This is a genomic window from Streptomyces sp. NPDC101234 (genome assembly GCF_044767525.1).
GTDB classification, from domain to species: domain Bacteria; phylum Actinomycetota; class Actinomycetes; order Streptomycetales; family Streptomycetaceae; genus Streptomyces; species Streptomyces sasae.
The window spans coordinates 1-26,283 of the sequence record NZ_JBIWOA010000043.1 but is presented as its reverse complement, the minus strand read 5'-3'; the positions used below and the strand labels follow the sequence as shown (position 1 = coordinate 26,283).

The following is a 26,283-nucleotide window of genomic DNA, read 5'->3' as shown; positions in this document are numbered from 1 at the left end:
CCCGCTTGATGACGAGTGAGGGACCGGTGAACCGGCGAGTGGACACCTTGTGGACCGGGCCGTCAGTCCCAGTCCGGTGGGGCCCGCCCCGTCACCTCCCGTGCGGCCGACCGCAGTTGGCGCTCGGCGGCCTCGATCGCGGATCTGCCCGCCGCGCACCGGCCCGCGTGGGGCAGCGCCGTCTCGATGCGTGCCGGGTCGGCGGGCGGGCCCGTGGCCGCCAGGTGGTGGGCGGGACGCCCGGCGGCGGACTCCCGCTCGGGGTCGGTGTCGTCCAGGGCGTTCGAGACGCACAGGTGCAGTCGGCTCGCCCGCGACGGCGGCATGGTGGCGTAGACCGTCTCACGGACCAGGTCGTGCGCGAACCGGAACGAGAACGGGTCGTCCGGCCCTGACTCCAGGATGCCGAGGGCGGTCAACGGCTCCAGGCGTTCAAGACAGCTCTCGACGTCGCCCCCTGCCACCCGGACGAGCAGGCCGAGTTCGACGTCCGGGCCGATCAGCGCGGCGGCCTGGACCAAGTCCCTGGTGTCGCTGTCGAGGCCGGCCATCCGGTCCAGTACGACATCCCGCACGGTGGTCGGCACCCCGGCCCGGGCCGCGGCGGCGTCCGTGAGCACACCGCCGTCGGCGAGCAGCCGGGTCAGTTCCCGTACGAGGAACGGGTTGCCGGCGGTGCGTGCGTGGAGCGTGCGGGCGGCGTCGGGGCCGGTGGCCCGGCCCGTCTCGTGGCGAACCAGTTCGGCCACGGCGTCCGGGGTGATCGGGCCGAGCCGGAAGCGGCGGTGGCCGGACGTCCGGCTGACCGCGGCGAGTGTCCGGCACAGCCGTGGGCCGGGTACCGGTGCCCGGTCGCGCAGCGCGCCGAGGAGCACGGTGCCGCCCGGCAGCCGGGCGGCCACATGCCCGAACAAATCCAGTGAGGCACCGTCCGCCCACTGGAGGTCGTCGATCACCAGGATCACCGGCCGCTCGGCCGCGGCCTCGCCCATGACGGCGACGACGCGCTCGAACAGGCGGAAGCGGAAGCCGTTGTCGGGTGACGCCGATGCGGCGAGGTCGTCACAGTGCGGCTCGACGAGCCGGCCGAGCTCGTCCTGGAGCCACTTCTCCCGGGCGACGGACGGCAGTCCGTCGACGACCGCGCCGATCGCCTTCGCCCACGGCCACATCGGGGGTGTCCCGTCGCCGTTCAGGCAGCGGCCCCGGACGACGAGTGCCCCGCGTCGGCCGGCCTCGGCGGCGGCCTCCTCCAGCAGGTGGGTCTTGCCCACGCCCGGCTCGCCCTGGACGATGCCGACAGCCGTGCCACCGGTGAACGCCGGTTCCACGGTTCGCCGCAGCGCCGCGAGCTCCTTGGTCCGGCCGACCAGACCGCCGGCCGTACTCGCCCGCGGGCCGCCGTCGTCGCTGTCCGTGTCCGTCGCGGTCGCCGGTGGCGGGGTCCGCGTCAGCACGTGCCGGTGAGCCTCCAGCAACGTCGGACCGGGGTCGACACCGAGGTCTTCGACGAGGCGGGCACGGACCGCGCCGAACACGGACAGCGCCTCCGCCTGCCGACCGGCGGCGGCGAGAGCGCGGACGAGACCGGCCTGGACGGGTTCGTGCAGGGGAGCCATCGACGCGGCCAGATGCAACGCGGGAAGCACCCGCTCGGGCCGGGGCAACGACACCGCGAGGTCGGCCGCCGCCACACACGCCTCGTACAACTCGGCGTCGAGGACGGCGAAGACGGATGTCATGGTGCGCCCGTGGGCCAGGCCGTCGCCTGCCGGACCGTGCCAGAGCCCCAGCCCTTGCACGTAGTGGTCGAGGGCGGCTTCGTGACGCCGCTGTGCGCGGGCCTCTTCGGCCCTCGCCACGTGCTCGCGGAAGGCTGCCAGGTCGAGCATGCCGGGGGCGACGGTGAACAGGTAGCCGTTGCCGCGGCGCAGGATGTACGAACCGATGCCGCGGACGGGGAGTTCGGGTTCCAGCAGGCGTCGCAGGACTCCAACGTATTTGTGGAGAACGTTCAAGGCGCTGGCCGGTACGTCGTCGTCCCAGATCAGGTCGATGAGTTCGGGGGCACTGATCGGCTTGCCCGCACGCGCGAGAAGAAGAGCGAGCAAGCGGGTCTGTTGCCGCGGGCCGGGGTCCAGCTCGACACCGTCGTGCCAGATCCTCGGCGGACCGAGGATCTGCAGACGCAGGGAAGCGTCATCAGCCGGCCGGCCGTCGTCGGACGGGATGGAACGAGTTGGTACCGCCACGCCTGCAACTCCCGATCATCGATGCAGGCCCGGTACTCACGGGTGTGATGGCGTACCTACCGGACAGGAGCGGTGCGGGCGCTGCGCGACCAAGACAACCGGCCGGGTGTCTACGGCACGTTTACTTCCGCTCCACGGATCGTTGACGCGTGTCGCACCTACCGTCCGCTCAGGAACTTACCTTTTCTCCGCCGACCCGGCATCCACAAAGCTTCCACTTTCCATCAATCGATTCTCCGTACTCTCGGCCGGAGAACGCGAACACGGACCGCCGTGGATCGTATCCGTGGGATTTCACCTAGCTGCGAATGGATCCAGCAATGACAGAGTCGACCGCACCGGCCACCAACGGGCTGCACCACTTCGCTTTTACCGTCCGAGATCTCCAGGCCAGTATCGCCTGGTATCAGAACGTATTCCAGGCCGAATTGGTGGACGGGGATCTGCCGCACTACGGCCGCGAGTGGACGGGGTTTGCGCGGCTGGTGATCGAGCCACGTACCGGACTGGCCATCGGCCTGCACCACAACGAGAAGAACCAGGGTGAGGAGTTCGACGAGATCCGTACCGGACTCGACCACATCGCGCTGCGCGTGGAAGGACGCGAGGGGCTGGAGGCGTGGGCGGACTGGCTGGACACTCTCGGCGTCGCGCACTCCGGCATCCAGAGCAAGAAGGAGCCGTTCGTCTTCTCGACCATTGTCTTCCGGGATCCGGACAACATCCAGTTGGAATGCGTGGCCCTCGATGTCTGAGGGCCGCACGCCGCCGCCACATTCCGAACCCACCACACCTGAAGGCGAGATACAGAGATGACCGAATTCACGACAGCGGACGGCGTGCGGATCTTCTACAAGGACTGGGGTGACGGACAGCCGATCGTCTTCAGCCATGGCTGGCCGCTCTCGTCCGACGACTGGGACACACAGCTGCTCTTCTTCCTCCGCCAGGGGTTCCGGGTGATCGCCCACGACCGGCGCGGCCACGGCCGATCCGCCCAGACGGACGCCGGCAACGACATGAACCACTACGCCGACGACCTGGCGGCCCTCACCGCGCACCTGGATCTCCACGACGCGGTCCACGTCGGGCACTCGGCCGGTGGCGGCGAGGTGGCGCGTTACATCGGCCGGCACGGCGAGAGCCGCGTCGCCAAGGTCGCGCTGATCGCCGCCGTGACCCCGTCGGTGATCCAGACGGCCGACAACCCGGCCGGCGTCCCGAGGGCCGCCTTCGAAGGACTGCAGGCCCAACTGGCCGCGAACCGCTCCGAGTTCTATCGGGCGGTGCCGTCGGGGCCGTTCTACAACTTCGACCAGCCGGGCGTCGAGCCGTCCGAAGCGGTCGTGGCCAACTGGTGGCGGCAGGGCATGATGGGCGGCGCCAAGGGCCAGTACGAATGCGTCGACGCGTTCATCCACGAGGACTACACCGAGGACCTGAAGAAGATCACCGTCCCGGTGCTGATCATGAACGGTGACGCCGACCAGATCGTCCCCTACGCCACGTCGGGCCCGCGCGCGGTGGGACTCGTCGAGAACGGCGAACTGAAGACGTACGCGGGTCTGCCGCACGGCATGCCGACGACCCATGCGGAAACCATCAACAAGGATCTGTTGGCGTTCATCCAGTCCTGATCCGTCCCGTATTTCCATACCCTCTCCGCCGCTCGCGGAGTCGATTCGGCAGACACGTCGATGCTGCCTGGACCAAGAACACGGATGGAGCCACATCACCATGAGTAGTTCGAACCTCCGGAATGTCCTGGTCACAGGAGCCGGTACCGGATTCGGTCATGAGGTCGCCATGCGCCTGGCGGAGAAGGGTTTCGACGTCATCGCCGCCGTCGAGATCTGGGCCCAGGTGCAGAGCCTCAAGTGGCGTGCGGCCGAGCGGGGGGTCAAGCTGCGGGTGGAGAAGCTCGACGTGACCGATGCGGGCGACCGTCGCAAGGCTCTCGGCTGGGGCGTGGAGATCCTGGTGAACAACGCCGGTATCGGCGAGGGCGGTTCGACGGTCGACATCCCCGAGTCGAACATCCGGAACCAGTTCGAGGTGAACGTCACGGGACCGCTCGTGCTCACCCAGGGGATCGCGAAGCAGATGGCCGAGCGGCGCGCCGGCCGTATCGTCTGGGTTTCCTCGCGAGAGGGCCTGAACGTCAATCCCTTCACCGGGATCTACGCCGCGTCCAAGCACGCGGTCGAGGCGATCGCCGAAACCATGGCCTACGAACTGCAGGAGTACGGCGTCGAAGTCGCGACGGTCAACCCGGGACCGTTCCTGACCGGCTTCAACGACCGCATGTTCCAGACCTGGGAGAGCTGGCAGGACGACGCGTCCGAGCGCCTCTTCGACTACTCCGAACTCGCCTTTCCCCGGGCACAGTTCGATCCGGAGGCCGTCTACACGACGCTGACGGCCGTCGCCGCCGGAGAAGTCGACAGCTTCCGCAACCTGGAACCGAAGTCGATGATCGAGGAGACCAGGAGCCTCCAGGAGGTTCCGTGGGTGCGCAAGGTCACGGACGGCCTGGGGACGCGGCATCCAGCCATCCAGCGGTCGTACGACATGGATCCGGAGACACCGGTATCGCGCTGAGGGCCACCCCTCCCCCGTCCCTCACCAGCATGAGCCCTTGCCCGCGCCCGCCGGCGCACTTGGAGGAACGCCATGCCCATCAGACCAACCGTTCTGCAGGACCCTTATCGCAATCGCGGCACCGCGTTCTCACTGGAGGAGCGCGCGGAACTCGGGATCGCCGGCCGGCTGCCGGCGACGGTGGAGACACTGGACGAGCAGGCTGCCCGTGCGTACGCCCAACTCCGCGACCAGCCCTCCGACCTGCACAAGTACGTCTACCTCAACCGGGTCCTCAACCAGAACCAGGTTCTCTACTACAAGCTCCTGGGTGACCATCTCGCCGAACTGCTGCCGGTGGTGTACGACCCGACCGTGGGCGATGCCATCGAGCAGTGGTCCACCGATTTCCGCGACTCACGGGCGGTCTACCTGTCGATCGACCGGCCGGAGGAGGTACGGGCCTCCTTCGCATCGCTCGGGCTGGGCGCCGACGACGTGGACCTGATCGTGGTGTCCGACGCACAGGCGATTCTCGGCATCGGCGACTGGGGCGTGAACGGAACCGACATCTCCATCGGGAAGCTCGCCGTCTACACGGCCGCCGCCGGCATCGACCCCAACCGCGTCATCGCAGTCAACCTGGACGTCGGCACGGACAACGAACAGCTCCTCAAAGACCCGCGATACCTCGGAAACCGTCATGCGCGGGTGACCGGCGAACGCTACGACGAGTTCATCGGCCTCTATTTGAAGACGGCCGCAGAACTCTTTCCCGCCGCCCTACTGCACTTCGAGGACTTCGGACCGTCGAACGCGCGGCGGATCCTGGTCGAGAACGCCGACACATATCGGATCTTCAACGACGACATGCAGGGTACCGGTGCCATCGTCATGGCCTCGGTGTTCTCCGCCCTGAAGGTGACCGGACAACGCTGGGCCGACCAGCGGCTCGTGGTCTTCGGCGCCGGCACCGCGGGAACCGGCATGGCCGACCAGATCCACGCGGCGATGCTGCGCGACGGTGCGACGCCCGAGCAGGCGAAGAACAACATCTGGCTCGTCGACGTCCACGGCCTGGTGACCGACGACATGCACGACCTGCCGGACTACCAGCGGGTCTACGCGCGGTCCGCGGCCGAGGTGGGCTCCTGGGCCGACGGCGACACCGGCCTGCTCGCCACGGTCGAGCACGTCGGGCCCACCATCCTCATCGGCACCTCCACCGCCCACAACGCGTTCACCGAGGACGTCGTACGGGCCCTGGCACGCGGGGTGGAACGGCCGATCCTGCTGCCGCTGTCCAACCCCACCAGCCGCATCGAGGTCATGCCCTCCGACGCGGTGCTCTGGTCCGAAGGCAGGGCACTGATCGCCGTCGGCGTTCCCGTGCCGCCGGTGGAATACAAGGGCGTCACCTACACGATCGGGCAGGCCAACAACGCGCTCCTCTACCCCGGACTCGGCCTCGGCTCGATCGTCTCCGGCGCTCGTCACGTGACCGACAACATGCTGCTCGCCGCCGCCGAGGCCGTCGCCAGCCAGGTCGACGTGTCGCAACCGGGCGCTGCTCTGCTGCCGCCCGTCGAGAACCTGAGGGCGTCGTCGGCCACCGTCGCGATCGCCGTGGCCAAGGCCGCCGCCGCTGACGGAGTCGCGACGAAGTGCCACGACAACCTTGTCCAGGCCGTGCAGGACGCCATGTGGCAGCCGGTCTATCCCACCGGCGTCGACGGAGAGCAGCAATGAGCCGTGAGGCCCGCCCGACACAGACGATGGTGGAGAGACCGATCGGGGTCCGGGCGAGCGGAACGCGGAGGGAATTCGACAGCATGGGCACCGTCGAGGTGCCGGCGAACCGCTACTGGGGTGCGCAGACGCAACGGTCGCTCACGCACTTCGCCATCGGCGGCGACCGTATGCCCAAGCAGATCTACCACGCCTACGGCTATGTGAAGAAGGCGGCGGCGCTGGTCAACGCCGCCGCCGGACGGCTGCCCAAGTGGAAGACAGCGGCCATCGTGCGGGCCGCGGAGGAAACCATCGCAGGCGACCTCGACGAGCACTTTCCGCTCTTCGTCTGGCAGACGGGATCCGGCACCCAGAGCAACATGAACGTCAACGAGGTGCTTTCCAACCGCGCCTCGCAGCTGCTCGGCGGGACGCTGGGAACCCAGCAGCCGGTCGCCCCGAACGACGACGTCAACATGGGGCAGTCGAGCAACGACACCTTCCCGACGGCCATGCACATCGCCTCGGTACAGGAGATCGACGACCATCTCCTGCCCCAGGCAAGGAAGTTGGTCGCCTGTATCGCGGCCAAGGCGCAGGAGTGGGCCACCGTCGTCAAGATCGGGCGCACCCACCTGGAGGACGCGGTGCCCCTGACGGTGGGACAGGAATGGTCCGGATACGCCGCACAACTGCGGGCCTGCATCGACGAGATCGAGCACAGCCGGGAGGGACTGCTCGCACTGGCCGTCGGCGGCACCGCCGTCGGGACGGGACTGAACGCCCCGGAAGGCTTCAGTCGAGCTGTCGCGGCGACGATCGCCGAGCTGACCGGAAAACCGTTCGTCACAGCCGACAACAAGTTCATGGCTCTGGGGTCGCTCGACCCGATGGTGCGTGCGCACGCGGCGCTGCGCGGGCTGGCCGTCGCCTTGATCAAGATCGCCAACGACATGCGGTGGCTGGCTTCGGGCCCGCGCACCGGATTCGCCGAACTGCTGCTGCCGCAGAACGAGCCCGGCTCCTCGATCATGCCCGGCAAGGTCAACCCGACCCAGTGCGAGGCGATCGTCATGGTCGCCATCCAGGTCCTCGGCAACGACTCCGCGGTGGCCTTCGCCGGCAGCCAGGGAAATTTCGAACTCAACGCGATGCGCCCGGTCATCATCAACAACTTCCTGCACTCCGCGCGAATCCTCGCGGACGGCATGGAGAAGTTCCGGACCTTCTCCGTCAGCGGCACCCGGCTCAACCGGAGCAGGATCGACCAGTACGTGAACGAGAGCCTGATGCTGGTCACGGCGCTGAGTCCGGTCATCGGCTACCAGAACGCCGCGCACATCGCCGAATCCGCACTCGCCAACGGTCAGACGCTGAAAGAAGCCGCCCTGGCGAGCGGCCACGTCGACGAGCAGACCTTCGACTCCCTCGTCGACCCGCTTTCGATGGTCGGCCGCGGTTACGACGGCGCCTGACCCACGACACCGGGCGTTCCGACACAAGAACTCCGACACAAGAACTCCGACACAAGAGTTCTGACACAAGGAAGAGAAGGAAACAGATGCTCAGACTGTCTCGCCTCCGCCGTCCTCGCGCGATCGCGGCAGCGGTGGCCCTCACGGCTTCACTGGCCCTCGTCGGCACCGGCCACGCCGGTCTGCCCACCGCCGCACACGCCCAGGGCCCCGGCCCCCTCCACTGCACGGCACCGGGTCGCCAGCCGATCACGGTGGTCTTCGTCCACGGAGCATGGGCCGACTCGTCCAGCTGGAACGGCGAGATCAGTGAACTTCAGCGGGCCGGGTGCGCGGTGCGCGCCGCCGACAACCCCGTCGAGAACCTCACCACCGACTCGGAGAAGGTCGCCGCCTTCGTGCGCGCCATCCCCGGCCCCGTGCTGCTGGTCGGCCACTCCTACGGCGGCGCGGTGATCAGCAATGCCGCGGCCGAGGCGGACAACGTCGTGGGCCTTGTCTACGTCGACGCCGCCGCACCTGCCGTCGGCGAGCCCTTGAGCGCACTCGACGGCAGCACCTCGGTGATCGCCACCAAGCCCGCCTCCGAACTCTTTCAGCAGGTCCCCGGAACTCCGGACGGAAACACGAACCTGCTGCTCACGGAGAACGCTTTCGTGAACTACTTCGCCAACGACCTGCCGAAGGCCCAGGCACGCCAGTTGTGGGCCGCCCAGACCATGACCGCGACACCCGCCATCGACACGCCTTCGCGCTACGCGGCGTGGAAGACCCTGCCGTCCTGGTACTTCATCTCCACCGGAGACAAGATCATCACCCCAGAGTCCGAGCTCGCGATGGCCCGCCGGGCGCATTCGCACGTGACCGTCTTCCACGGCGGCTCCCACCTCACCCTCATATCCCACCCCGACGCGGTGACGGCGGTGATCGCGAAGGCGCTGACGGACACCGCCCGCTGACACCCGTCCGTCACATACGGACCTGAACCCAACTCGAAAAGTTCAGCCGCCGTCCCGCCCCAGAGGACGAGCGGGCGGGGGCCTGGACAAAGAAGACCAGTCCCCCGCCCGGTCACGCAGACGGGTTACCGAACCAGGTGCTTTTCGCGGCGTCGAAACCCCCGAAGCCGTTCAAGAGGCGGGCGCGACACGAACGTGCGCCGGTGGACCTGGGCCGGATACCGGGCCAACGCCTCCCCGGTTCGGCGAGGCCACCCTTGCCGCACGGCTCGCAGATCTGGACGGTGCGACGGCAGCGCTCGAAGGACCGACCAGGTTCACAGTCGTGGGGCAGTGACTTGGACATCGGATTCCCCACAGCCCCAACACGAAAGGAGCTCAGCGACGCCAAGAGATGTGGCCCCCTGGACAACAGGCTTCGACGCAGCTCTTCGTCCAGCACAGCATCGGCTCTCTTGATCTCCGCGGGGTCCGCACCGAAGCCACAGCACCTCAGGGCCATTCCGTGACTGCGGGGCATTGCGATCTCCACTCCTTCGGGGCAACCGTCCCCGGTCTTCGCCCACGGTGACGCCCCTGCGGGCATCTCCCCGATGGGGGGGCTCGGCGACCGGCAGGAGGCGTCGAACATGGGAGCGCACCATCCTGTAGCCCTACAAGCACCACACTCGTCCGCAGGTCACGGGCTCCTGACCTGGTGGGCTCAAGATTCCGCCCTGCACTCTGTTCCCACCGACTGTCGCGACACCGGTGGCCTGCGGTTTGCGTTCTACGGACGGGTCTCCACCGAGGACCACCAGGACCCGGCGACATCACAAGCCTGGCAACTGCTGGGCGCCCAGGCACTGGCGTCCGGACACGGGCGGATCATGGCCGGGTACTTCGACGTCGGCCGCAGCCGGACTGTGCCCTGGGCCCGCCGACCGCAGGCAGCCGCGCTGCTCGCGGCGATGGCCGATCCGGACCGGGACTTCGACGCGGTCATCATCGGCTCCAGCGAACGAGCCTTCTACGGCAACCAGTTCGCCATCATGGCCCCGCTCTTCGAGCACTACGGGGTGGAGGTCTGGGTTCCCGAGCTGGGCGGCGCCGTCGACCCGCAGATCGCCGGTCAGGAAGAACTCATGATCCTCCTCGGTATCCTGTCCAAACGCGAAATCGCCCGCGCTCGTATCCAGGTTCGCACCGCGATGACCGTGCAGACCCTCGACCAGGGCCGCTATCTCGGCGGCCGACCCCCGTACGGCTACCGGCTCGTCGCCCCGGGCCCGCACCCCAACCGCACCTTCGCCCGCCGCGGTGTCCGCATCCAGCGCCTGGACGTCGACCCACAGTGCGGGCCCATCGTGTCCTGGATCTTCGCCCAACGCCTCGCCGGGCACAGCGTCGCCCGCATCACCCGAGCCCTCAACGACGCCGGCATACCCAACCCCTCCGCCGCCGACCCGGACCGCAACCCACACCACACCAGCAACCGGTGGATCCTCACCACGGTCCGCGCCATCCTGGCCAACCCCCGCTACACCGGCCACCAGGTCTGGAACCGACAGCGGACCGACCACGACCTCATCGACCCCACCAACACCAGCCTCGGCCACCGCGACGCCATGCGCTGGAACGCCCCCACCGACTGGATCATCTCGACGAACCCGGCGCATCCGGCACTGGTCAGCGAAGCCGATTTCGTCGCCGCCCAGCACACCCGCGCCGACCGACAGACAGCACCGGGACGGACCTACGCACTGGCGGGACTCCTGCGCTGCGGAATGTGCGGGCGCCGGATGGAATCCCACTGGCCCATCGTCCCGCCTACCGGTGCCGGCACGGCCACTCCAGCGCCACCCCGCCCGTCCCTCACCGGACGCCCAACGCCTACGTCCGCGAGGACCGCGTCCTGCCCCACCTGCCCGCACTGCTCATCCGCCTCACCGAGCACCAGGCCGAGGCCGACCTGAACGGACGGACAATCCCACAGTTCCCGGCAGCCTCCGTCGAGTACCTCCGCGCCGAATCGATATTCCTGACCTTCGACCCGACCACCCAGACCGTGACCGCGGACACCCCGCGAGGAGAAAGGATCGTCATCGGCTGACAGACATCACGGCCCACACACGCGAGTACAGAAAAGAGGAGGTCCAAGCGCTGCCGAAACGACGAAACACCCGCGCCCAGCCGGAAGCCGGAGGCGGGTGCCTGTCTGCCCTGCCCGCGGAACTGGCCTCATGGGGCAATGGTGTGACCGAGGGACGAGTTGCCCGCTGACGATACGGCTGTGGTGGCGCAAGGGCGACTCCAGCTGCAAGGTCTGCAGAAAGGCCCCACGCCAACGGGACCTCGGCGCTCGGACTGATCTTGGCGGATCACTCCTGAGCTACCGTGGCCCGGTTACTTCGTCCGGCTCAACCACCAATATCGTCGCCCCACTTGACGTGGGCAGCTTCCCTCTGACTTCGCGGCATTGCTCCTGAGCCGATGGGTCGAGACTTCGAACACCCCCATCAACGGCGCGGGATCCCTGTGCGTTGCGGAGACCGATACCGTGACCCGATCAGTGGCCATGCTGCAAAGGCTGTCTACCAGCTCCCCTGCAGTCCGGACCTCAATCCGGCTGACGGCATCGGTCCCTGTTACGGCGCAAACGGTTCAAGACCGCGTTCACCGACCCCGAACACCTGATCGGCGCCGTCTACCGCGGGCCACGAGAGATCCCGTACAGGCTGCTCCCTGATCGACGGCGCCCTCTCCGGCACCGGACTCGCGGCCGACACTGAACCCCCATGGCGACGTCGAACTTTGAAAGGCAACATATCTGCAGCCCACGAGGTGTATTGGGGGCGCTGCATCATTGCTGTGTAAAATGCGGGGCTCGCCGTCTTCCCGACGTGTTCCGACGGCGCAGGGCCGGCTGCCTCCTTCGATGTGTCAGCCGACTTGCCTGAAGAACCGGAGAACCTCGAAGCCGAAGTCGTCCGCCTGTTGGAAGAGGAAGCCGTGGCCGGAGTCTCCGTAGAGGATGGTCTTCGAGTTCGGCACGACGGTGGCCATCGCGTACGTCTGGTACGGGTGTTCCATGATGTCGTGTGCACCGTTCGCGAACAGAACGGGAACAGACAGTTCGCTGAGTCGACTCCACGCGGAGTTCTTGCCGCTATTCCATTGGCCGACAGCATTGAACTGGGCCTGTAGCGCTTCCGGGGACGCGTCCTGCCGGGACGCCGCCAGCCGCCGATCGATGCGACGCAGCGACGCCAGCCCCTCGGCCCGTCCGACCTCCGTGTCCGGGTTGAAGAGGAACAGAAAGTCCTCGTCGACGCTCTTCTCCCTACCGGCGTGCTCAGGAACACGCGGATCCGGACCTGGGTTGTCCGGAACGCCTCCCGGACCGCTGCCTGCAATTACGAGCGCGTGCAGCCGTCCTGGACGGTCGAGCGCGATGTCCAGCGCGACAAAACCACCCATCGACCATCCCAGCAGGTCGATCTTGTCGAGCTTGAGAACGTCGAGGAACTCCACGACCACTTCGGCCATGCCGTGTACCGTGTCGGCCGGCGTCCCGGTCGAGTAGCCGACGCCTGCGTTGTCCACCACGATCACGCGGCGTACATTCGCCAGCACTTCCAGGAACGCAGGATCCCAGTGGTCCAGGGTCCCACGGAACCGGGTCAGGAGGACCAGAGGCAGGCCTTCCTTCGAGCCCAGTTCGCGGTAGGCGATCCTTCCATGCGACGTGTCAGCGTATTGCGTCTCAGCAGTGTCGTAGAGGTAAGTGGTCACCATCGTCCATTCTGTCGTTCTGACAAGCTTCTTGTGCCGCAATCTTTGCGAACAATCCTGAAACTAGCCTCTCTGAACAGCCGAATGGTGCCGAATCGAGCACCCCTGTCAACCAGCTTGTTCACCTGAGTGAAATACCGGTGCAAGCACCTCGGCAGGAAGGGCCGGTCAGTCGAAACTTGAGCGGAGAATCGGCCAGAAAACGGTAGGGCCTGATTATTGTTGAGCGCGGCGTCCTGATGGAGAGTCAGGCCAGCCTTGAGCGGCTGTGTCAGTCAACCGAAATTCGGGCCGCCGCCAGGAGCGGGCAGAATCACGGCCCGCAGGGGGTCGGTGAATATCGACCACGCCCGTCAAGGGCTTTGACACGGTCCGGATGCCGCATCTTCCGGCCCGGCGCGTGAGCAAGATGGTCAACGGATGCCGGTTCCGACCGGCACCTCGGGTGGGGGCGGACTTCGTCGTCGCGCAGAAGCCGGAGGCCGTCAGCCGGCTCGGGACCTGTGCAGCGGAGTTCCCCGCTGCACAGGCTGCGTCGATGGCGACGCTCGAGTCGGCGGAAGCTGCGGTCCTGGCCATCACCATGCCGAGCCCCGTCCCAGCCCGTGACGAGATGGCCGGACGCCACAGGGCATGGCGCCCGGCCATCTCGCATCTGGGAAACTGATTTCTCAGCTTTGGATGAAGGTGAGCAGATCGGCGTTGATGACGTCGGCCTGGGTGGTGATCATGCCGTGCGGGAAGCCCGGGTAGGTCTTGAGTGTGCCGTTCGGCAGCAGCTCGGCCGACAGGGGCCCGGCGTCGGCGTACGGCACGATCTGGTCGTCGTCACCGTGCATGACCAATACCGGGATCGAGATCTTTTTCAGGTCCTCGGTGAAGTCGGTTTGACTGAACGCGACGATGCCGTCGTAGTGGGCCTTCGCGCCGCCCATCATCCCCTGCCGCCACCAGTTCTGGATCACGCCCTCGTCCGGCTCCACACCGTCCCGGTTGAAACCGTAGAACGGGCCGGCGGGCAGGTCGCGGAAGAACGAGGAGCGGCGGGTCGCGGTCTGGAACTGGAGGTCGTCGAACACGCTCTTCGGCAACCCGCCCGGGTTGGCGTCGGTCTGCACCATCAGCGGCGGCACCGCGCTGATGATCGCGGCCTTGGCCGCCCGGCTCTGCCCATGCCGCGCCAGATAGTGCACGACTTCCCCGCCGCCGGTCGAGTGGCCGACGTGGATCGCGTCGTACAGGTCCAGGTGCTCGACCACCGCGGCCAGGTCGTCGGCGTAGTGGTGCATGTCGTGGCCGTCGACGACCTGGGTGGAGCGCCCATGGCCGCGCCGGTCGTGGGCGACCACCCGGAACCCGCGTTCGAGGAAGAACATCATCTGCGGGTCCCAGTCGTCGGCCGACAGCGGCCAGCCGTGGCTGAACACCACCGGCTGCCCCGACCCCCAGTCCTTGTAGAAGATCTCCGTGCCGTCGCGCGTCGTTACGAATCCCATGACTCTCCCGATCAATCGTGTGGTGAGTACGTGAGTGCTGCCGGCATGTCCACACATTGCGACCCCGCCGGGCGTACAGCGCTCACGAAGTTACGTAGAGTGAATATATGGCTACTCAAAGCCTGCGATCGTCCAGCGGGCGTCGCAGCGGCGCCGCCGTGCGACAGCCCTGCCGCTGACGTCGGTTGTGGGTGGCTGGGGGCAGTGGCCGAAAGCCGCGGTGGTGTCTCGGCGTATCCGGATCTCCGATTCCTCATGCGCGTGGTCAACCACGGCCACCATTGCCGCGATGGAAGCCCCGTGGTCATTCTGGTGATCCACCACGTGCCGCGCCCTCACCTAAACAGGTGAGGCTGGTGCGGCTGGTCGACCAGGTCATCTGGCTGGAGTCGATCCTGAAGCGTTCGGCGTCCGACCCCGGACCGGGCCCGACCGACGATGTGGTCACCCGGGTCAAGCTCGCCGCCGCCGACGTGCTCGACCACGCCGGCGAGGTGATGGAGTTCGGCAGACACGACGCAGCCGGGCTGCACGCCGATCTTCAAATGGCCGTGTTGGTGGTGAAGCTCTGGGACGTACAGCACTCTTCTTGGGTGGTGCTCGGCGCAATGGCGGTGCTGCGCTCGAACGCCCTGAACACAGGGCAGAACGTGTTGCGTGCGGCCGCCGGGACGGTGGTCGGCATGGGCGGCGGCGGAGCGGTTGTCCATCTGCTCGGGGGACACACGGTGGCGTTGTGGCTGATGCTTCCGATCGTCGTGTTCTTCGGGGCGATGGCCCCCGACGTGATCTCCTTCGCCGCAGGACAGGCGGGTTTCACCGCGACCTTGCTGATCCTTTACAACATCGTCGAGCCGGCCGGGTGGCAGATAGGCATCGTGCGGATCGAGGACGTGGCGATCGGCTGCGCAGTCAGCCTGGTCGTGGGGGTGTTGTTCTGGCCGCGAGGAGCGGCCGGTGCCCTGTCCCAATCCTTGTCGGAGGCGTTGGTTGACGCTGCCCGCTATCTCGGTGCGACGGTGGACTACGGGGTCAGCCGATGCGACCGGGTCCGTCCGGCGCTCTTGCCGCCGGTCGTCGAGGCTCGCCGTGCCGCCGCCGCATCGCGTCGCTTGGACGACGCGCTCCGAAATTATCTGGCCGAACGCGGCGCGAAGCATTTGGCCCTGGCGGATTTGGCGTCCCTGATCAATGCAGTCGCGGTGCTGCGGCTGACCGGGGATGCGGTGTTGGATCTGTGGAGCAGCGTCGGGCCGCGGCCTGGTGGCGACCGCTCTCAGGCACGGCGGGAGGTGCGTGGTTCGGGCGGGCGGCTCGTCGCCTGGTTCGAGCAGGCCGCTGGCGCGTTGCTCGGCACGGACGAGCCCCCGCCGCCCGCGGCCCCGGACGGCTCCGCGGATGCGCGGCTGATCGCCGCTCTCGACGGGGATCTGCACGGCGAGGAGGAGGGGGCGCGGCGGCTGCGGTGCGGATGATCTGGACCGCGGAGCATGTCGACGCCGCACGCCGTCTGCAGGCGGGGGTGGCGGGGCCTGTGGAGAAGCTGTTGGCCGTCCGGCGCGGACGCCGGCGCGGCGGCCCCGGCGTCTTGGCGGAGCCCACGTATCCTCCCGGCGCGGATGAGCCACGGCACAGATCGGGGGTCGTGGCGGCCAACTGACGGACGTGTCACTGGCAGCCAACCTCCGTGAGGCGTGCTCAGGCCTTTGCGTTCAGTTGCCGCCGGGGTTCTCCCCGGGCTGTCCCGTCTCGTGGTCCCGCAGAGCGTTCGCGAGCTGTGCGCGCGAATGGATGCCCAGTTTCGTGAAGATCGACCGGACGTGTGTGCCGATCGTGTTGGTCGACAGGCCGAGGTTGTCGGCGACCACCTTGTTGGTGAGGCCCCTGCCGATCTGCTGGGCCACTTGTAGCTCGGCCTTGGTCAACGCCTGCCACCCGGACGTCGGACGCGGTATTCGCTTCGACCACGACGCCCTGCGGACACCGGCGCCGCGCAGCACGTTCTGCACGGAAAGCATGGCAGTCCTGATCCCCATGCCGTTGTAGAGCGACCATGCCGAATCGAGCTGCCGGGTGCCTTCCTTCAAGCGGCCCTCTGCGAGCAGGGCCCGCCCGAGGTCGTCGGCGATGCCTGCGCGAAGTGCCGGGCGCGGACTGGCCTGCAGGACCTCTGCCGCATCGTGCAGCAGGCCGATGTCGCGCTCGACCAGCCCGCGCACATGCAGCGCGATGCCTTCGAAGCTGGGCGTGCCGGGGTTGCGGACCGCGCCCTCCTCGGCGACGGCGGCGGCTTCCGCCGCGAACCGGGAATCGGAGCCGGCCAGGGCGAGTCTGGCGAAGACGGGCATCCATCCCGGCCACCAGGGCCAGTAGGTGCGGGATTCGAGCGCACCGTAAAGAGGCGGGCCGAGCACGGACAAGGCGCGCGCCAGGTCCCCGTCGGCGGCGGCGAGCCAGCCCTCCATGAGCACCAGGCCCGGCAGGCGAACGTCGTCGTCGAGTTCTGTGTAGGTGAGGTACGGCTTCAGCCGGGCGCGGGCCTCGGCGACATCGCCGCGGAACAGTGCCCGCGTGCTGAGGATGGAGACGGCATCGAGCTCGTGCACGTGGCTGCCCACTTCCGCGCCGAGCCTGACGAGCGCCACGGCGTCCGCCTCGGCTTCCTCGAGTCGCCCGAGGTTGAAGTCCTGCCACAGCTGGGCGTGCATCACCGAGGGCAGAATCTCCGTGGCCTGACTCTCGGAGTTCCGCCGTGCGGCTTCGAGCAATGTCTGTGCTTCCGCGTATCGGTCGAGAAGCTGCAGTTCGATGATCTCCGCCGGGAGGTAAGCGGCGCCGGCGACTGTTCGCAGTTCGCGGAAGTAGCGGAGAGCGCGGGCGTGGTAGCCGGCGTTCTTGGACAGCTCCCCGAGGGCCTGGAGCGAGACTTCCAGTGCTTCGCGGTCTTCGGTCTCGCGGGCCGAGGCCAGTGCCGTCTCGGATTCCGCCCAGGCGGCCGCCGCGGGTTCCATCCGTGTGATGGCCAATGCACGGGATGCGCGCAGTCGTGCGCGCACGGCATCGGGCACTGAATCGGCGGCGAGAGCCGCGTCGATGCGCTGCACGGATTCCGACAGTCGTCCGGTGAGCCACATCGCGCGGGCTGCGAGAGCCTCGATGCGGCCGGCCACGTCCATCGGAGGCGCCTTGCGCAGCAGCCCGTCGGCGACATCGATCGCTTCCGTACAGCGCTGGACCCGGCTGAGGATGTCGACGCAGCGGATCCCGAGTTCCCAGTAACCGGGCTGTTCCATGCTCGCCAACGGCATCGCTGCCAAGATCAGGTCGCCTGCGGTCTCGGGCGTGGCCGCCAGTGCTTCGTCGGCGGCTGCCCGGAGAATCGCGGCTCCTGCGCCGTCCTCGTCCCGACCGCCGGCGAGCGCGTGTGGCGCCGCGGTCAGCGCACCGCAACCCGACTCGAGCAAGTATCGCGCGCACAGCCGATGCATCTTGCGGCGAGTGGCCTCGGCGAGGTCCGCGTAGACACACTCGCGCACCAGGTCGTGCCGGAAGGCGAGCAAAGTTCCCCGAGCTTCGAACAATCCTGCTTCCGTGATCTGTTCGACCAGGGCAAGCACGGCCGCCGGCGCGCTGCCCATGAGGCCGACGGCGTCTTCGAAGGCCATCGGCCGTCCCAGCACGGCCGCCAGTCGGACGAGCTGCGCACCTGCCGGGGGCAGTGCCGCAAGGCGGCGGCGCACTCCGGCGACGAACTCGGCGGGAACCTGCCCTTCGTCCTGGCCGCCGGCGCGGGCGCGGGCGACGCCCTCAAGGATCTGCACGGCGAAGAACGGCGTGCCGGCCACGGCGTCGAGCATGCGCCGCGTCCGCTCGGTGGGAGCCTCTCCGAGCCAGTCCGTGGCGATCTGTAATATCGCCTCTTCTTCAAGGGGCCCGAGTGGGATCTGCTCGACGGCGACATCCGGGAGCTGCCACACAGGCTGTTCGGTGGCGGTCGCCGAGCCGACGCGGTTCGTCAGAGCCCAGACGATCGGGAGTCCGGACAGTCGCGCCGGCAGCACGCGCAGCGCCAGGCGGGTGAGGTCGTCGACCCACTGGATGTCATCCAAGGCGATCAACAGCGGCCCTCGGTCTGCCAGCTCTTCCAGAAGCGAGAAGACCCGGTCGATCAGCAGCAGCGGTCGGGCTGCCAGCGAACTGAGGTCTTCGAGTTCCTTCGCCGAGATCAGCGGGTGGCGCCCGGAGCGCAGGGCGAGCAGGAGAGGCTGTCCTGGCGCCACGCGATCGAACGGGTCGGCCTTGCTCGCTCCCACGGCGAAGCCGGTGGTGGTGGCCTCGGCGGCCACGGTGTTGAGTACTGCCGTCTTCCCGATCCCCGCCGCACCGGTGATCAGGATGACTCCGCCCTGCCCGGAACGTCGCGCTCTGCCCAGCGACCACAGAGCGGTCGATATCGCTTCAGTTCGCCCGCGCAGGATCATGTGCACGATGATGATCCTATCGATCGCCGCCGTCCGTCGTGTCGGCTCAGGAAATCGTGGACGCCCTTTGCGAACCGCTCGGGGTGCACCGCGTTCCCGTGCGGGACCATGCTCACACTGACGACAGCTGTCCGTCCGGCAGGCGAAAGACCTCGAAGAACAGGCGGGCGTCGTCGAGTTCGCCGTGCACGGCCAAGCGCTGTGACGCCACAGCTCGGTCAACGTCGGTGACGCCGCGCGCAAGCGCGTAGAACGTCTCTTTGTCACTGGTCAGACGCAGCCCCGGCTTGAGCGGTGCCGGACCGATTTCGGTGCGGACCCGCTTTCCGTCACCCTGCAGCCAGAACATGTCGTCCCCGATCACCAGCTCGGTCAGTGTCGTGAACGCGGCTGCCTGCTCGGAGGCGGTCAACCGCATGGCTGCCACGGACCACTCGGTGCGGTCGACGTAGCCGGGCGGCGGATCGCCGAGCCCCGCTCCCCACCTGGCCAGGCCGGCCAGAACCGGCATCACCGACTCTCCGCGCTCCGCCAGCTCATACGCGGCAACTCGCCCCGGACCCGGCAGCCTCGTCCGACGCAGCACACCATGATTCTCAAGATGCTTCAGGCGCGCCGCCAGGAGGCTCGTACCCATGCCCGGCAACGCCGCCAGCAGGTCGCTGTACCGGCGAGGACCCAAGGTCAGCTCCCGCAGGATCAACAACGTCCACCTCTCGCCCAGCACGTCCAACGCCCGGGCGATGAAGCATGTCTGGTCGTAAGAACGCATCACGGGCGCATCCCTTCGGGGCTTCCAGCAGCGCGTCGACAGACCGCCGCACTTCTTGAGACCGAAGTGCGGTACTGCCGGCACGCGCCTTCCGGACCCTGCCAGAATAGTTCCAAAACAGAAAGTTACTGCTACTCCTTCACGAAGCACGTTGCTGCCTTGTCGCCCGCCCGGCTGCCGGATGGTTTGCGACAGCCGGACGCCCGAGACATCACGGGTTCGGCTTGCCGGCTGCGCCGGCACGGTGGAGCAGGTTGGCGAGCTGCACGCGGGATCTGACCCCGAGCTTGGTGAAGACGGAACGCAGGTGCGTGCCGACGGTGTTGACCGACACGCCGAGTTCCGCCGCGGCGGATTTGTTGGTGTGTCCGTCCGCGATGAGGACGGCGACGCGGTGTTCAGCAGCTGTGAGGCCGTCCAACAGGCCGCTCTCGCTCGGGACGAGGGCCGACCACTTGTCCCGTCGCACGCCGACCTGGAGCATCGTCTCCTGGACCGCGGTTCGGTAGCCGCGTGCATCGGTGGCGTGGTACTCGTCCCAGGCGCAATCGAGCCAGGCCAGCCCTGCGGTGTTGTCGCCGGCTCCGAGCAGGGCTCGGCCGTAGGCCTCGGCGCCGATGCCTCTGAGCAGCGGGCGTGGGCTGCCGGCCAGCACCTTGACTGACTGCGCAATCTGGGCCAGGTCTTTGCGTCTACGCCCGAGCACGCTCAGGGCCATGCCCTCGAAGCTGGCCACACCCGGGTTCCGGTCTGCTGTGATCTCAGCGATCTGGACACTGGCAGACAGGAAGTCCTCATCGGCCGCCTCGGTTGCGATCTCGAAGCACTGCGCGATCCAGCATGGCCAGAGAGGCCAGTAGCTGCACGTGATGGCTCCTGTCAGCATCGGGCGCAGGGTATCGAGGGCGGGCTGCACCTCGCCGTGAGCCGCGAGCAAGCAGCCGCGCATGATCGTCAGACCTGGCTGGCGGATGCCCTGTGCATCGCAGGCGAGGGTGTCGGCGACATCGAGTCGGGTCGCGGCGGTACCCAGGTCGGCACGCAGCAAAGCGATGGTGACACCGATGATGGCTGCTTGGACGGTGTGCACGCCGTTTCCGAGCTGCTCGCCGAGTTGGACCAGCGTCTGGCTGCCGACCTCGGCTTCGTCGAAACGACCGAGATTGAAGTCCTGCCACATCTGAGTGCTGAGCAGCGCCGGCAGCAGCTCTGCTGTCTCGCTACGGTTGTCGGCTCGGGCCTGGCGCAACAGGGTCTCGGCGTGATCGTACCGATCCAGGTACTGCAGTTGCGTGATTTCCTCGGCCAGGTAGGGCGCTGCACTGAGCAAGCGCAGTTCGCGGAAGTGGCGGAGGGCGTCGTGATGGCGTGCCTCGTTGTTGGCAGCCTCACCGCATGCGCGGAGGGCCAGCTTCAGCGCCCCCGGGTCATTGACGGCGCGTGCACCTTCCAGCGCCGCAGCCGCCTCGCGTGCGGCGATGTCGCCGGCCACGAGGTGGGTGGCGGCCAGTGCCCTCGCGGCATGCACCTGTGCGGCGACACCGGATGTGAGGAGGCCGGGTTTCAGCACGCGTCCGAGGCGTGCGTCCATTTCCTCGACCCGACCGCCGAGCCAGAGCGCCTGCGCGACCTCGCACTCCACTTGGCCGGCGAGGTTGTTGTCGTCGAGCCGGGCGAGGATCTGGTCGGCGACGGCAACGGCGTCACCGGCTCGCTGCGCTTGGCACAGTACGGTCAGGCAACGTCTGCTGAACTCCAGCCACCCGTTGTGCGTGGGCTGCATGGTGCGGAACGCGAGCATGGCAAGGTGGCCGGCGTCGTCGGCATCGATGGCGACCAGTGCCTCTGCCGCCAAGATCAAGACCGTTGCGCTCGCGCTGTCTCCGGTGACGGCTGTGATCTTGGCGTGCGCGGCGGCAGCGACGGGGTCGCGGACGACGTTGAGGTAGTAGTCGGCGAATCTGCGGTGCAACTCGCGGGCCCGATCGAGCGGGATGGTGTGGTAAACCGCCTCGCGAACCAAGTCGTGGTGGAAGGCCAGGGTGTGGTCGGATGCGCCGAGTACCCCGGAGGAGATCGCAACGATCAGAGTGTCCCCGCCGGCCGGTTCGCTCAGCTCCGGCGCCAGCGCGGTCACGTCGTGCAGCGCCATGGGCCGGCCTGCCACTGAGACCAGTTCGACCAGGGCGCGCGCTGTTGCCGGTAATTCGCCCACGCGCCGGGCGAGCGTGGCGGTGAGCTCACCGGGAACCGTCTGCCGTGTGGCCCGGATGTTCGAGTGGACAAGACTCTGCAGGATCTCGACCGCCATCAGGGGGTTGCCGTCAGCAGCGGCGAGGAGGTCCAGCGTGTGCTGGTCGGGAACATGTCCGAGCCGGTCCCGAGCGATGGCGGCCAGCTCCGAGGCGCCGAGGGGTGGCAGACGCAGGTGCTCGACCCGGGTGTGGCCGTGACCCACCAGGTCGGCGGCGAGCGCGTCGTCGCGACTGGCCAGCACCCAGACCACAGGCAGTCCGACCATGTACGCGATGAGGGTGCGGATCAGGAAGCGGCTGGTGCGGTCAGCCCAGTGCAGGTCATCGATGGCGACGACCAGCGGCGTGGCCGCCGCGATGTCCTCAAGGATGGTTCCGATCCGGTCAGCGAGTATCAGGGGCTGGTCGACGGTGCGCGTGAGTTGCTCGTACTGCTGAGGAGTCGTCAGGGGATCGCGGCCAGTGCGAAGCATGGAGAGCAGCGGGGCACCGGGCCACACTTGCTCCAGCGGCTCACAGGTGCTGCCGACGACACGCATCGACGCCGCGGCGGCCTGTCTGCGGACTTCGGCCAGCAGCGTGGTCTTACCGATCCCTGCGGGCCCCGTGACCAACACGATGCTTCCGGACTTGTGCTGTCTCGCAGAACGCAGCGCCGACAGAGCGCGCCCAACCAGTTCGCTGCGTCCCCTCAACAGTGTCGCCTGCACCCGATCCATCGCCCTTCTCCTGAACGGGGGCTCGCCGACAACGTGCCGTGAACATGCCGACGCCCGCTCGCCCTGCCCTCAACGGAAAAACGATGAGACACGATCACAAGTGCAGACCCTGATGCGGGCCGTTCGGCCCTGGTCATCGGGGAAGCGTCTCCCCCTCGCTGCCATGCACTGCGATCCCATGGCGTGGGGTGTCGCGGGCGAGTTCGCGCACCGCTCCTCCGCGCCTGCTTCCACGCGGCCCGGCTCCGGTGATCGCCGTCCTCCCCATCGAACACAGCCTGCAGCACGGAGCGGCCATTGATCCCGGACCGTAGCACAGCAGTGCGACCTGAGCGGCTGCGACTCCCGGGGCGCGACAGCCTGCCCTGCCGGTGACGGCCTGCACTGGTAGTTCGCCTGAATCCGCCAGGACTTCACCCCCGTTCCCGACACAAGTTCTTTCGTATACAGGAGTTGCGCGACCGGCGATGGCGTCACGCATTCGCGACGGCCCCCATCCAGCGCCGGTTCGGACGCGTCGCGCCTGCAGTGACCGGCACCTTCCCCATGACCGCCGTCGGCATCCACCGGCCGGTGGCCGTGCGCGCCATCACCGGTCACTGGACCGGGGCGGCCCCCGGCGTGATCACCGTGGGACCGGCCGGCGGAGTGTCATGCGCAGGCTGATCGGCAGCGCCCCGGGTGCGGCCCTGCCCGTCGCCCTCACGGCCCGTCCCGCGGTCGCAGGCTTCGGCCACGCCTGGTGGATCCAGGCCAGTGCGGGCCTGGCCTCGGGAACGGCGCTGCTCGCCCTCCGGCCGCACCCGTCGCACCGACTCCCAGGAGCCGGGAACAAACGCGAGCCCTGCGTAGTTCGAAGACCAGTAGTAAGCACTACTCGATTTAGAATCAAATCCAGGGCGCGCTGGACGGCCGACGGGAGAACTCGGTGAGTGACCACGCGAAGTGGATGGTCGGCTTCCGTATCTGGGAGGCGGATTGTGCCGTCGGGCGCTCCACTTGGTGGACGACGCAACCGACAGGGCCGAGGCGCGCCGGGCACGGGCACGCACTCCTGCCGACCGGATTGCACCTGACCAGCGGCAAGGTCACGTTCCACGCCCTTGCCGAAGGACAACTCGCCGTCGATGAAGCGGTGGCGTCCCAACGCCTGGACAGGTACGGCGAACTCGACAGCACACGACTTTTCTCCGAGCTCTTCCGCCTGCCGGACGGGCAGCCCACCACGGCTTGAGCCCACGCACCCCGCAGCACTCCAAGCCTCGACAAAGCAAAGGATCACTCCACCATGGCACGCAATCTGCTTGTGATCGGCGCCACCGGCAAGACCGGCAGGCACACCACTGAACTGCTCCTCGAGCGTGGCCATAACGTGCGCGCACTCGTCCACGGCCTGGACCAGCGCTCTGACAACCTTGCTGCGCTCGGCGCCGAGATCGTCGAGGGCGACGTGCTCGATCTCGACTCCGTGGCCCGCGCGACCAAGGGGATCGATGCCCTGTACTTCACCTATCCGATCGCCCCCGGCCTGATCGAGGCCACCGCCAACGTGGCCCAGGCCGCGGAGGAGAACGGGGTTGGGGCCATAGTGAACATGTCGCAGATCTCAGCCCGGCGTGACAGCGCCAGCGACGCGGCCCGTCAGCACTGGGTTGCCGAGCGGCTCCTCGACCGTGCCCCGATCGCGGTCACCCATCTGCGGCCCACCTTCTTCGCCCAGTGGCTGATCAACACCTGGGCCGACGGAACCGGGGAACTGCGTCTGCCGTTTGCTGACGGACGCCACGCCCCGATTGCCGAGAGCGACCAGGCACGGGTGATCGCAGCCATTCTCGAGGACCCCACGCCGCACGCCGGGAAGATCTATCCCCTCTACGGGGCAGTCGAGCTCGATCACCACCAGATCGCGGCACAGATGTCCCAGGCGCTCGGCACCCAGGTCACCTACGTGCCGATCGGGCTCGAGGAGTTCGCCTCGATCCTCGAGGGCCGGGGTGCGTCGGCACACCTGGTCCAGCATCTGCTCGCCGTCGCGGTCGACTACCGAAACGGCGTCTTCTCCGGCATGAACGACCTGGTCAAGGAGATCGGAGGTGCCGAGCCACTTGATGTGCCCAGCTTCGTGACACGCAACAAGACCTCCTTCGCCAACTACCCCGCCTGAAACAGGACAGCTATGAGTGTGTGGTTCGTTAGCGGCTCCTCTCGCGGATTCGGTCTGGAAATCGTCCGTGCAGCCCTGGAGGCCGGACACAGTGTTGTGGCGACCGCGCGGGACGCCCGGACGGTACGAGGGAAGCTGCCACAGGCCGGCGAGGCTCTGCTGACGGTGCCGCTGGACGTGACCGACGCCGCCGGCATCCAAACGGCCGTCGATGCCGCCATCGATCGCTTCGGGCAGGTCGACGTGCTCGTCAACAACGCCGGCAGCGGCCTGCCGGCCGCCGTGGAAGAGGCCGACGACGACGCGGTGCGCAACGCCGCCACAAGCCTCAACCACACCCAGCCCGGCGACCCAGCCAAGGCGGCTCAGGCGATCGTCGACGTCGCCTCCGCCCCGCAGCCGCCGCTGCGCCTGCAGTTGGGAACCGACATCCTTCAGGCCTTCGAGACCAAGCTCGACAGCTTCCGCAAGGAGATGGGCGCCTGACGCCACGTCGCCTTCAGCTCCGACCACGACTGACCCACCCGCCACCGTCAACTGGCGCACCTCACCCCGCCCCAAGGAGAACCCATGTCAGGCTATCTGTTCGACTCGGCTGAAACGCGGCATGTCGACACCCCCCACGGAGCGCTCGCCTACCGTGAAATCGGGCCGGCCACCGCAGCGCCCCTGCTGCTCCTGAACCGCTTTCGCGGCACTCTCGACCACTGGGACCCCGCCCTGCTGGAGGTGCTCGCGGCACACCGTCGCGTGATCGTCTTCGACAGCGCCGGCCTCGGCTATTCCGACGGAAAGCCGGCCGACACCGTTCGCGGCATGGCCGATGTCGCAGTGGCCTTCCTCGACGCTCTCGGACTGCAGAAGGTGGACCTGCTGGGCTGGTCCATGGGCGGGTTCGTCGCACTCGATCTGGCCCTTGAACACCCTGAGCGGGTCCGCAGGCTCGTCGTGGCGGGCAGTGGCCCCGGAGGCGTTCCCGACAATCCGGGCCCGGACCCGCGGGTCCCCGAGCACGCCATGCGTGAGGAGAGCGACGACGAGGACTTCCTCTTCCTCTTCTACCCCGAGACCGAGATCGGCCGGACCGCGGGACTGGCCTCCCTGCGCCGGATCGACCGGCGCCTGGCCCACTCCCGGCAGGACGCGCCTGCGCCTGTGCGCGAGGCCCAGATGAACGCCATCGTCCAGTGGAGCAGCGGCGTCAACTCGGCGTGGAGCCGACTCGGCGACCTGGCGGTGCCGGCACTGTTCGCCAACGGCGCCCACGACGTGATGGAGCACGCTTACCAGACGTACGCCATGGCCAGGGCCGTCCCCGACTCCAGGACCGTCATCTACGGAGACGCGGGCCACGGCTTCCTCTTCCAGCACCCCGAGGACTTCGGCGGCGAAGTCCTGCGATTCATCAACTGATCGGCTGGGACACAAGCCCCAGTGCCCAATCGTCTGTGGGGGGCCGCACTGCTCAAGGCAAAGCGTGGCCCCCACAGTGCGAACGCGGCCACCGGGTGGCTCAACAGGATGAACCGCTCCGGGTTCGATAGGGACTCGATCATTTGAGAGGATCGAGTCATGGCACGCCCTTCCCCTTACCCCCTTGAGCTGCGTAAACGAGCGGTCCGCAT

General features: G+C 67.9%; 18 protein-coding genes. 12 read left to right on the top strand and 6 right to left on the bottom strand.

Annotation, left to right across the window (positions count from 1 at the left end; all coding sequences use genetic code 11):
• Window positions 1-62: 62 nt before the first annotated feature.
• A complete protein-coding gene (locus ACIRR9_RS46985; RefSeq protein ID WP_403765370.1) occupies window positions 63-2,252 on the bottom strand; it encodes a BTAD domain-containing putative transcriptional regulator in 2,190 nt (729 codons plus the stop codon).
• Between the two features lie 320 nt (window positions 2,253-2,572).
• Here ACIRR9_RS46985 and ACIRR9_RS46980 point away from each other — a divergent pair, with 320 nt between their 5' ends.
• The 7 genes from ACIRR9_RS46980 to ACIRR9_RS46950 all read left to right on the top strand — a co-directional run bounded on the left by ACIRR9_RS46980 (window position 2,573) and on the right by ACIRR9_RS46950 (window position 10,952).
• A complete protein-coding gene (locus tag ACIRR9_RS46980) occupies window positions 2,573-3,007 on the top strand; it encodes a VOC family protein (protein WP_403765368.1) in 435 nt (144 codons plus the stop codon).
• Window positions 3,008-3,064: 57 nt separating this feature from the next.
• A complete protein-coding gene (locus ACIRR9_RS46975) occupies window positions 3,065-3,889 on the top strand; it encodes an alpha/beta fold hydrolase (RefSeq protein ID WP_403765366.1) in 825 nt (274 codons plus the stop codon).
• Window positions 3,890-3,989: 100 nt separating this feature from the next.
• Complete coding sequence (locus tag ACIRR9_RS46970) at window positions 3,990-4,853, top strand: SDR family oxidoreductase (RefSeq protein ID WP_403765364.1); 864 nt, start codon at window positions 3,990-3,992, stop codon at window positions 4,851-4,853.
• A 72-nt stretch (window positions 4,854-4,925) separates the two neighbouring features.
• Window positions 4,926-6,581 carry an NAD-dependent malic enzyme gene (locus ACIRR9_RS46965; protein ID WP_403765362.1) on the top strand — a complete coding sequence of 552 codons (1,656 nt, stop codon included), beginning with the start codon at window positions 4,926-4,928 and terminating at the stop codon, window positions 6,579-6,581.
• Window positions 6,582-6,607: 26 nt separating this feature from the next.
• The gene (gene fumC / locus ACIRR9_RS46960; RefSeq protein WP_403765471.1) at window positions 6,608-8,038 is read left to right on the top strand and encodes a class II fumarate hydratase; all 1,431 of its coding nucleotides are present in this window, start codon (window positions 6,608-6,610) and stop codon (window positions 8,036-8,038) included.
• 86 nt (window positions 8,039-8,124) lie between these two features.
• Complete coding sequence (locus ACIRR9_RS46955) at window positions 8,125-8,997, top strand: alpha/beta fold hydrolase (protein WP_403765360.1); 873 nt, start codon at window positions 8,125-8,127, stop codon at window positions 8,995-8,997.
• Between the two features lie 869 nt (window positions 8,998-9,866).
• A complete protein-coding gene (locus ACIRR9_RS46950; protein ID WP_403765358.1) occupies window positions 9,867-10,952 on the top strand; it encodes a recombinase family protein in 1,086 nt (361 codons plus the stop codon).
• Between the two features lie 967 nt (window positions 10,953-11,919).
• Here the strand turns inward: ACIRR9_RS46950 and ACIRR9_RS46945 are convergent.
• Window positions 11,920-12,774: an alpha/beta fold hydrolase gene (locus ACIRR9_RS46945; protein ID WP_403765356.1), complete on the bottom strand. Its 855-nt coding sequence runs from the start codon at window positions 12,772-12,774 to the stop codon at window positions 11,920-11,922.
• A 668-nt stretch (window positions 12,775-13,442) separates the two neighbouring features.
• The gene (locus tag ACIRR9_RS46940; RefSeq protein WP_403765354.1) at window positions 13,443-14,267 is read right to left on the bottom strand and encodes an alpha/beta fold hydrolase; all 825 of its coding nucleotides are present in this window, start codon (window positions 14,265-14,267) and stop codon (window positions 13,443-13,445) included.
• Window positions 14,268-14,623: 356 nt separating this feature from the next.
• Here ACIRR9_RS46940 and ACIRR9_RS46935 point away from each other — a divergent pair, with 356 nt between their 5' ends.
• Window positions 14,624-15,742 carry an FUSC family protein gene (locus tag ACIRR9_RS46935; protein WP_403765352.1) on the top strand — a complete coding sequence of 373 codons (1,119 nt, stop codon included), beginning with the start codon at window positions 14,624-14,626 and terminating at the stop codon, window positions 15,740-15,742.
• Window positions 15,743-15,979: 237 nt separating this feature from the next.
• On the opposite strand, the gene ACIRR9_RS46930 is transcribed toward ACIRR9_RS46935, so the two are convergent.
• The 3 genes from ACIRR9_RS46930 to ACIRR9_RS46920 all read right to left on the bottom strand — a co-directional run bounded on the left by ACIRR9_RS46930 (window position 15,980) and on the right by ACIRR9_RS46920 (window position 22,494).
• Complete coding sequence (locus ACIRR9_RS46930; RefSeq protein WP_403765469.1) at window positions 15,980-18,748, bottom strand: AAA family ATPase; 2,769 nt, start codon at window positions 18,746-18,748, stop codon at window positions 15,980-15,982.
• Window positions 18,749-18,860: 112 nt separating this feature from the next.
• Complete coding sequence (locus tag ACIRR9_RS46925; RefSeq protein WP_403765350.1) at window positions 18,861-19,520, bottom strand: winged helix-turn-helix transcriptional regulator; 660 nt, start codon at window positions 19,518-19,520, stop codon at window positions 18,861-18,863.
• A 211-nt stretch (window positions 19,521-19,731) separates the two neighbouring features.
• Window positions 19,732-22,494, bottom strand: coding sequence for an ATP-binding protein (locus ACIRR9_RS46920; RefSeq protein ID WP_403765348.1), 2,763 nt, complete (start codon window positions 22,492-22,494; stop codon window positions 19,732-19,734).
• Window positions 22,495-23,422: 928 nt separating this feature from the next.
• Between ACIRR9_RS46920 and ACIRR9_RS46915 the strand changes: the two genes are divergently transcribed.
• The 4 genes from ACIRR9_RS46915 to ACIRR9_RS46900 all read left to right on the top strand — a co-directional run bounded on the left by ACIRR9_RS46915 (window position 23,423) and on the right by ACIRR9_RS46900 (window position 26,071).
• Window positions 23,423-23,728 (top strand): hypothetical protein, encoded by a 306-nt coding sequence (locus ACIRR9_RS46915; protein ID WP_403765346.1) that lies wholly within the window; start codon window positions 23,423-23,425, stop codon window positions 23,726-23,728.
• Between the two features lie 54 nt (window positions 23,729-23,782).
• Complete coding sequence (locus tag ACIRR9_RS46910; protein ID WP_403765344.1) at window positions 23,783-24,658, top strand: NAD(P)H-binding protein; 876 nt, start codon at window positions 23,783-23,785, stop codon at window positions 24,656-24,658.
• Between the two features lie 12 nt (window positions 24,659-24,670).
• Window positions 24,671-25,144 carry an SDR family NAD(P)-dependent oxidoreductase gene (locus ACIRR9_RS46905; RefSeq protein ID WP_403765342.1) on the top strand — a complete coding sequence of 158 codons (474 nt, stop codon included), beginning with the start codon at window positions 24,671-24,673 and terminating at the stop codon, window positions 25,142-25,144.
• Window positions 25,145-25,228: 84 nt separating this feature from the next.
• Window positions 25,229-26,071 carry an alpha/beta fold hydrolase gene (locus ACIRR9_RS46900; RefSeq protein WP_403765340.1) on the top strand — a complete coding sequence of 281 codons (843 nt, stop codon included), beginning with the start codon at window positions 25,229-25,231 and terminating at the stop codon, window positions 26,069-26,071.
• Window positions 26,072-26,283 lie beyond the last annotated feature (212 nt).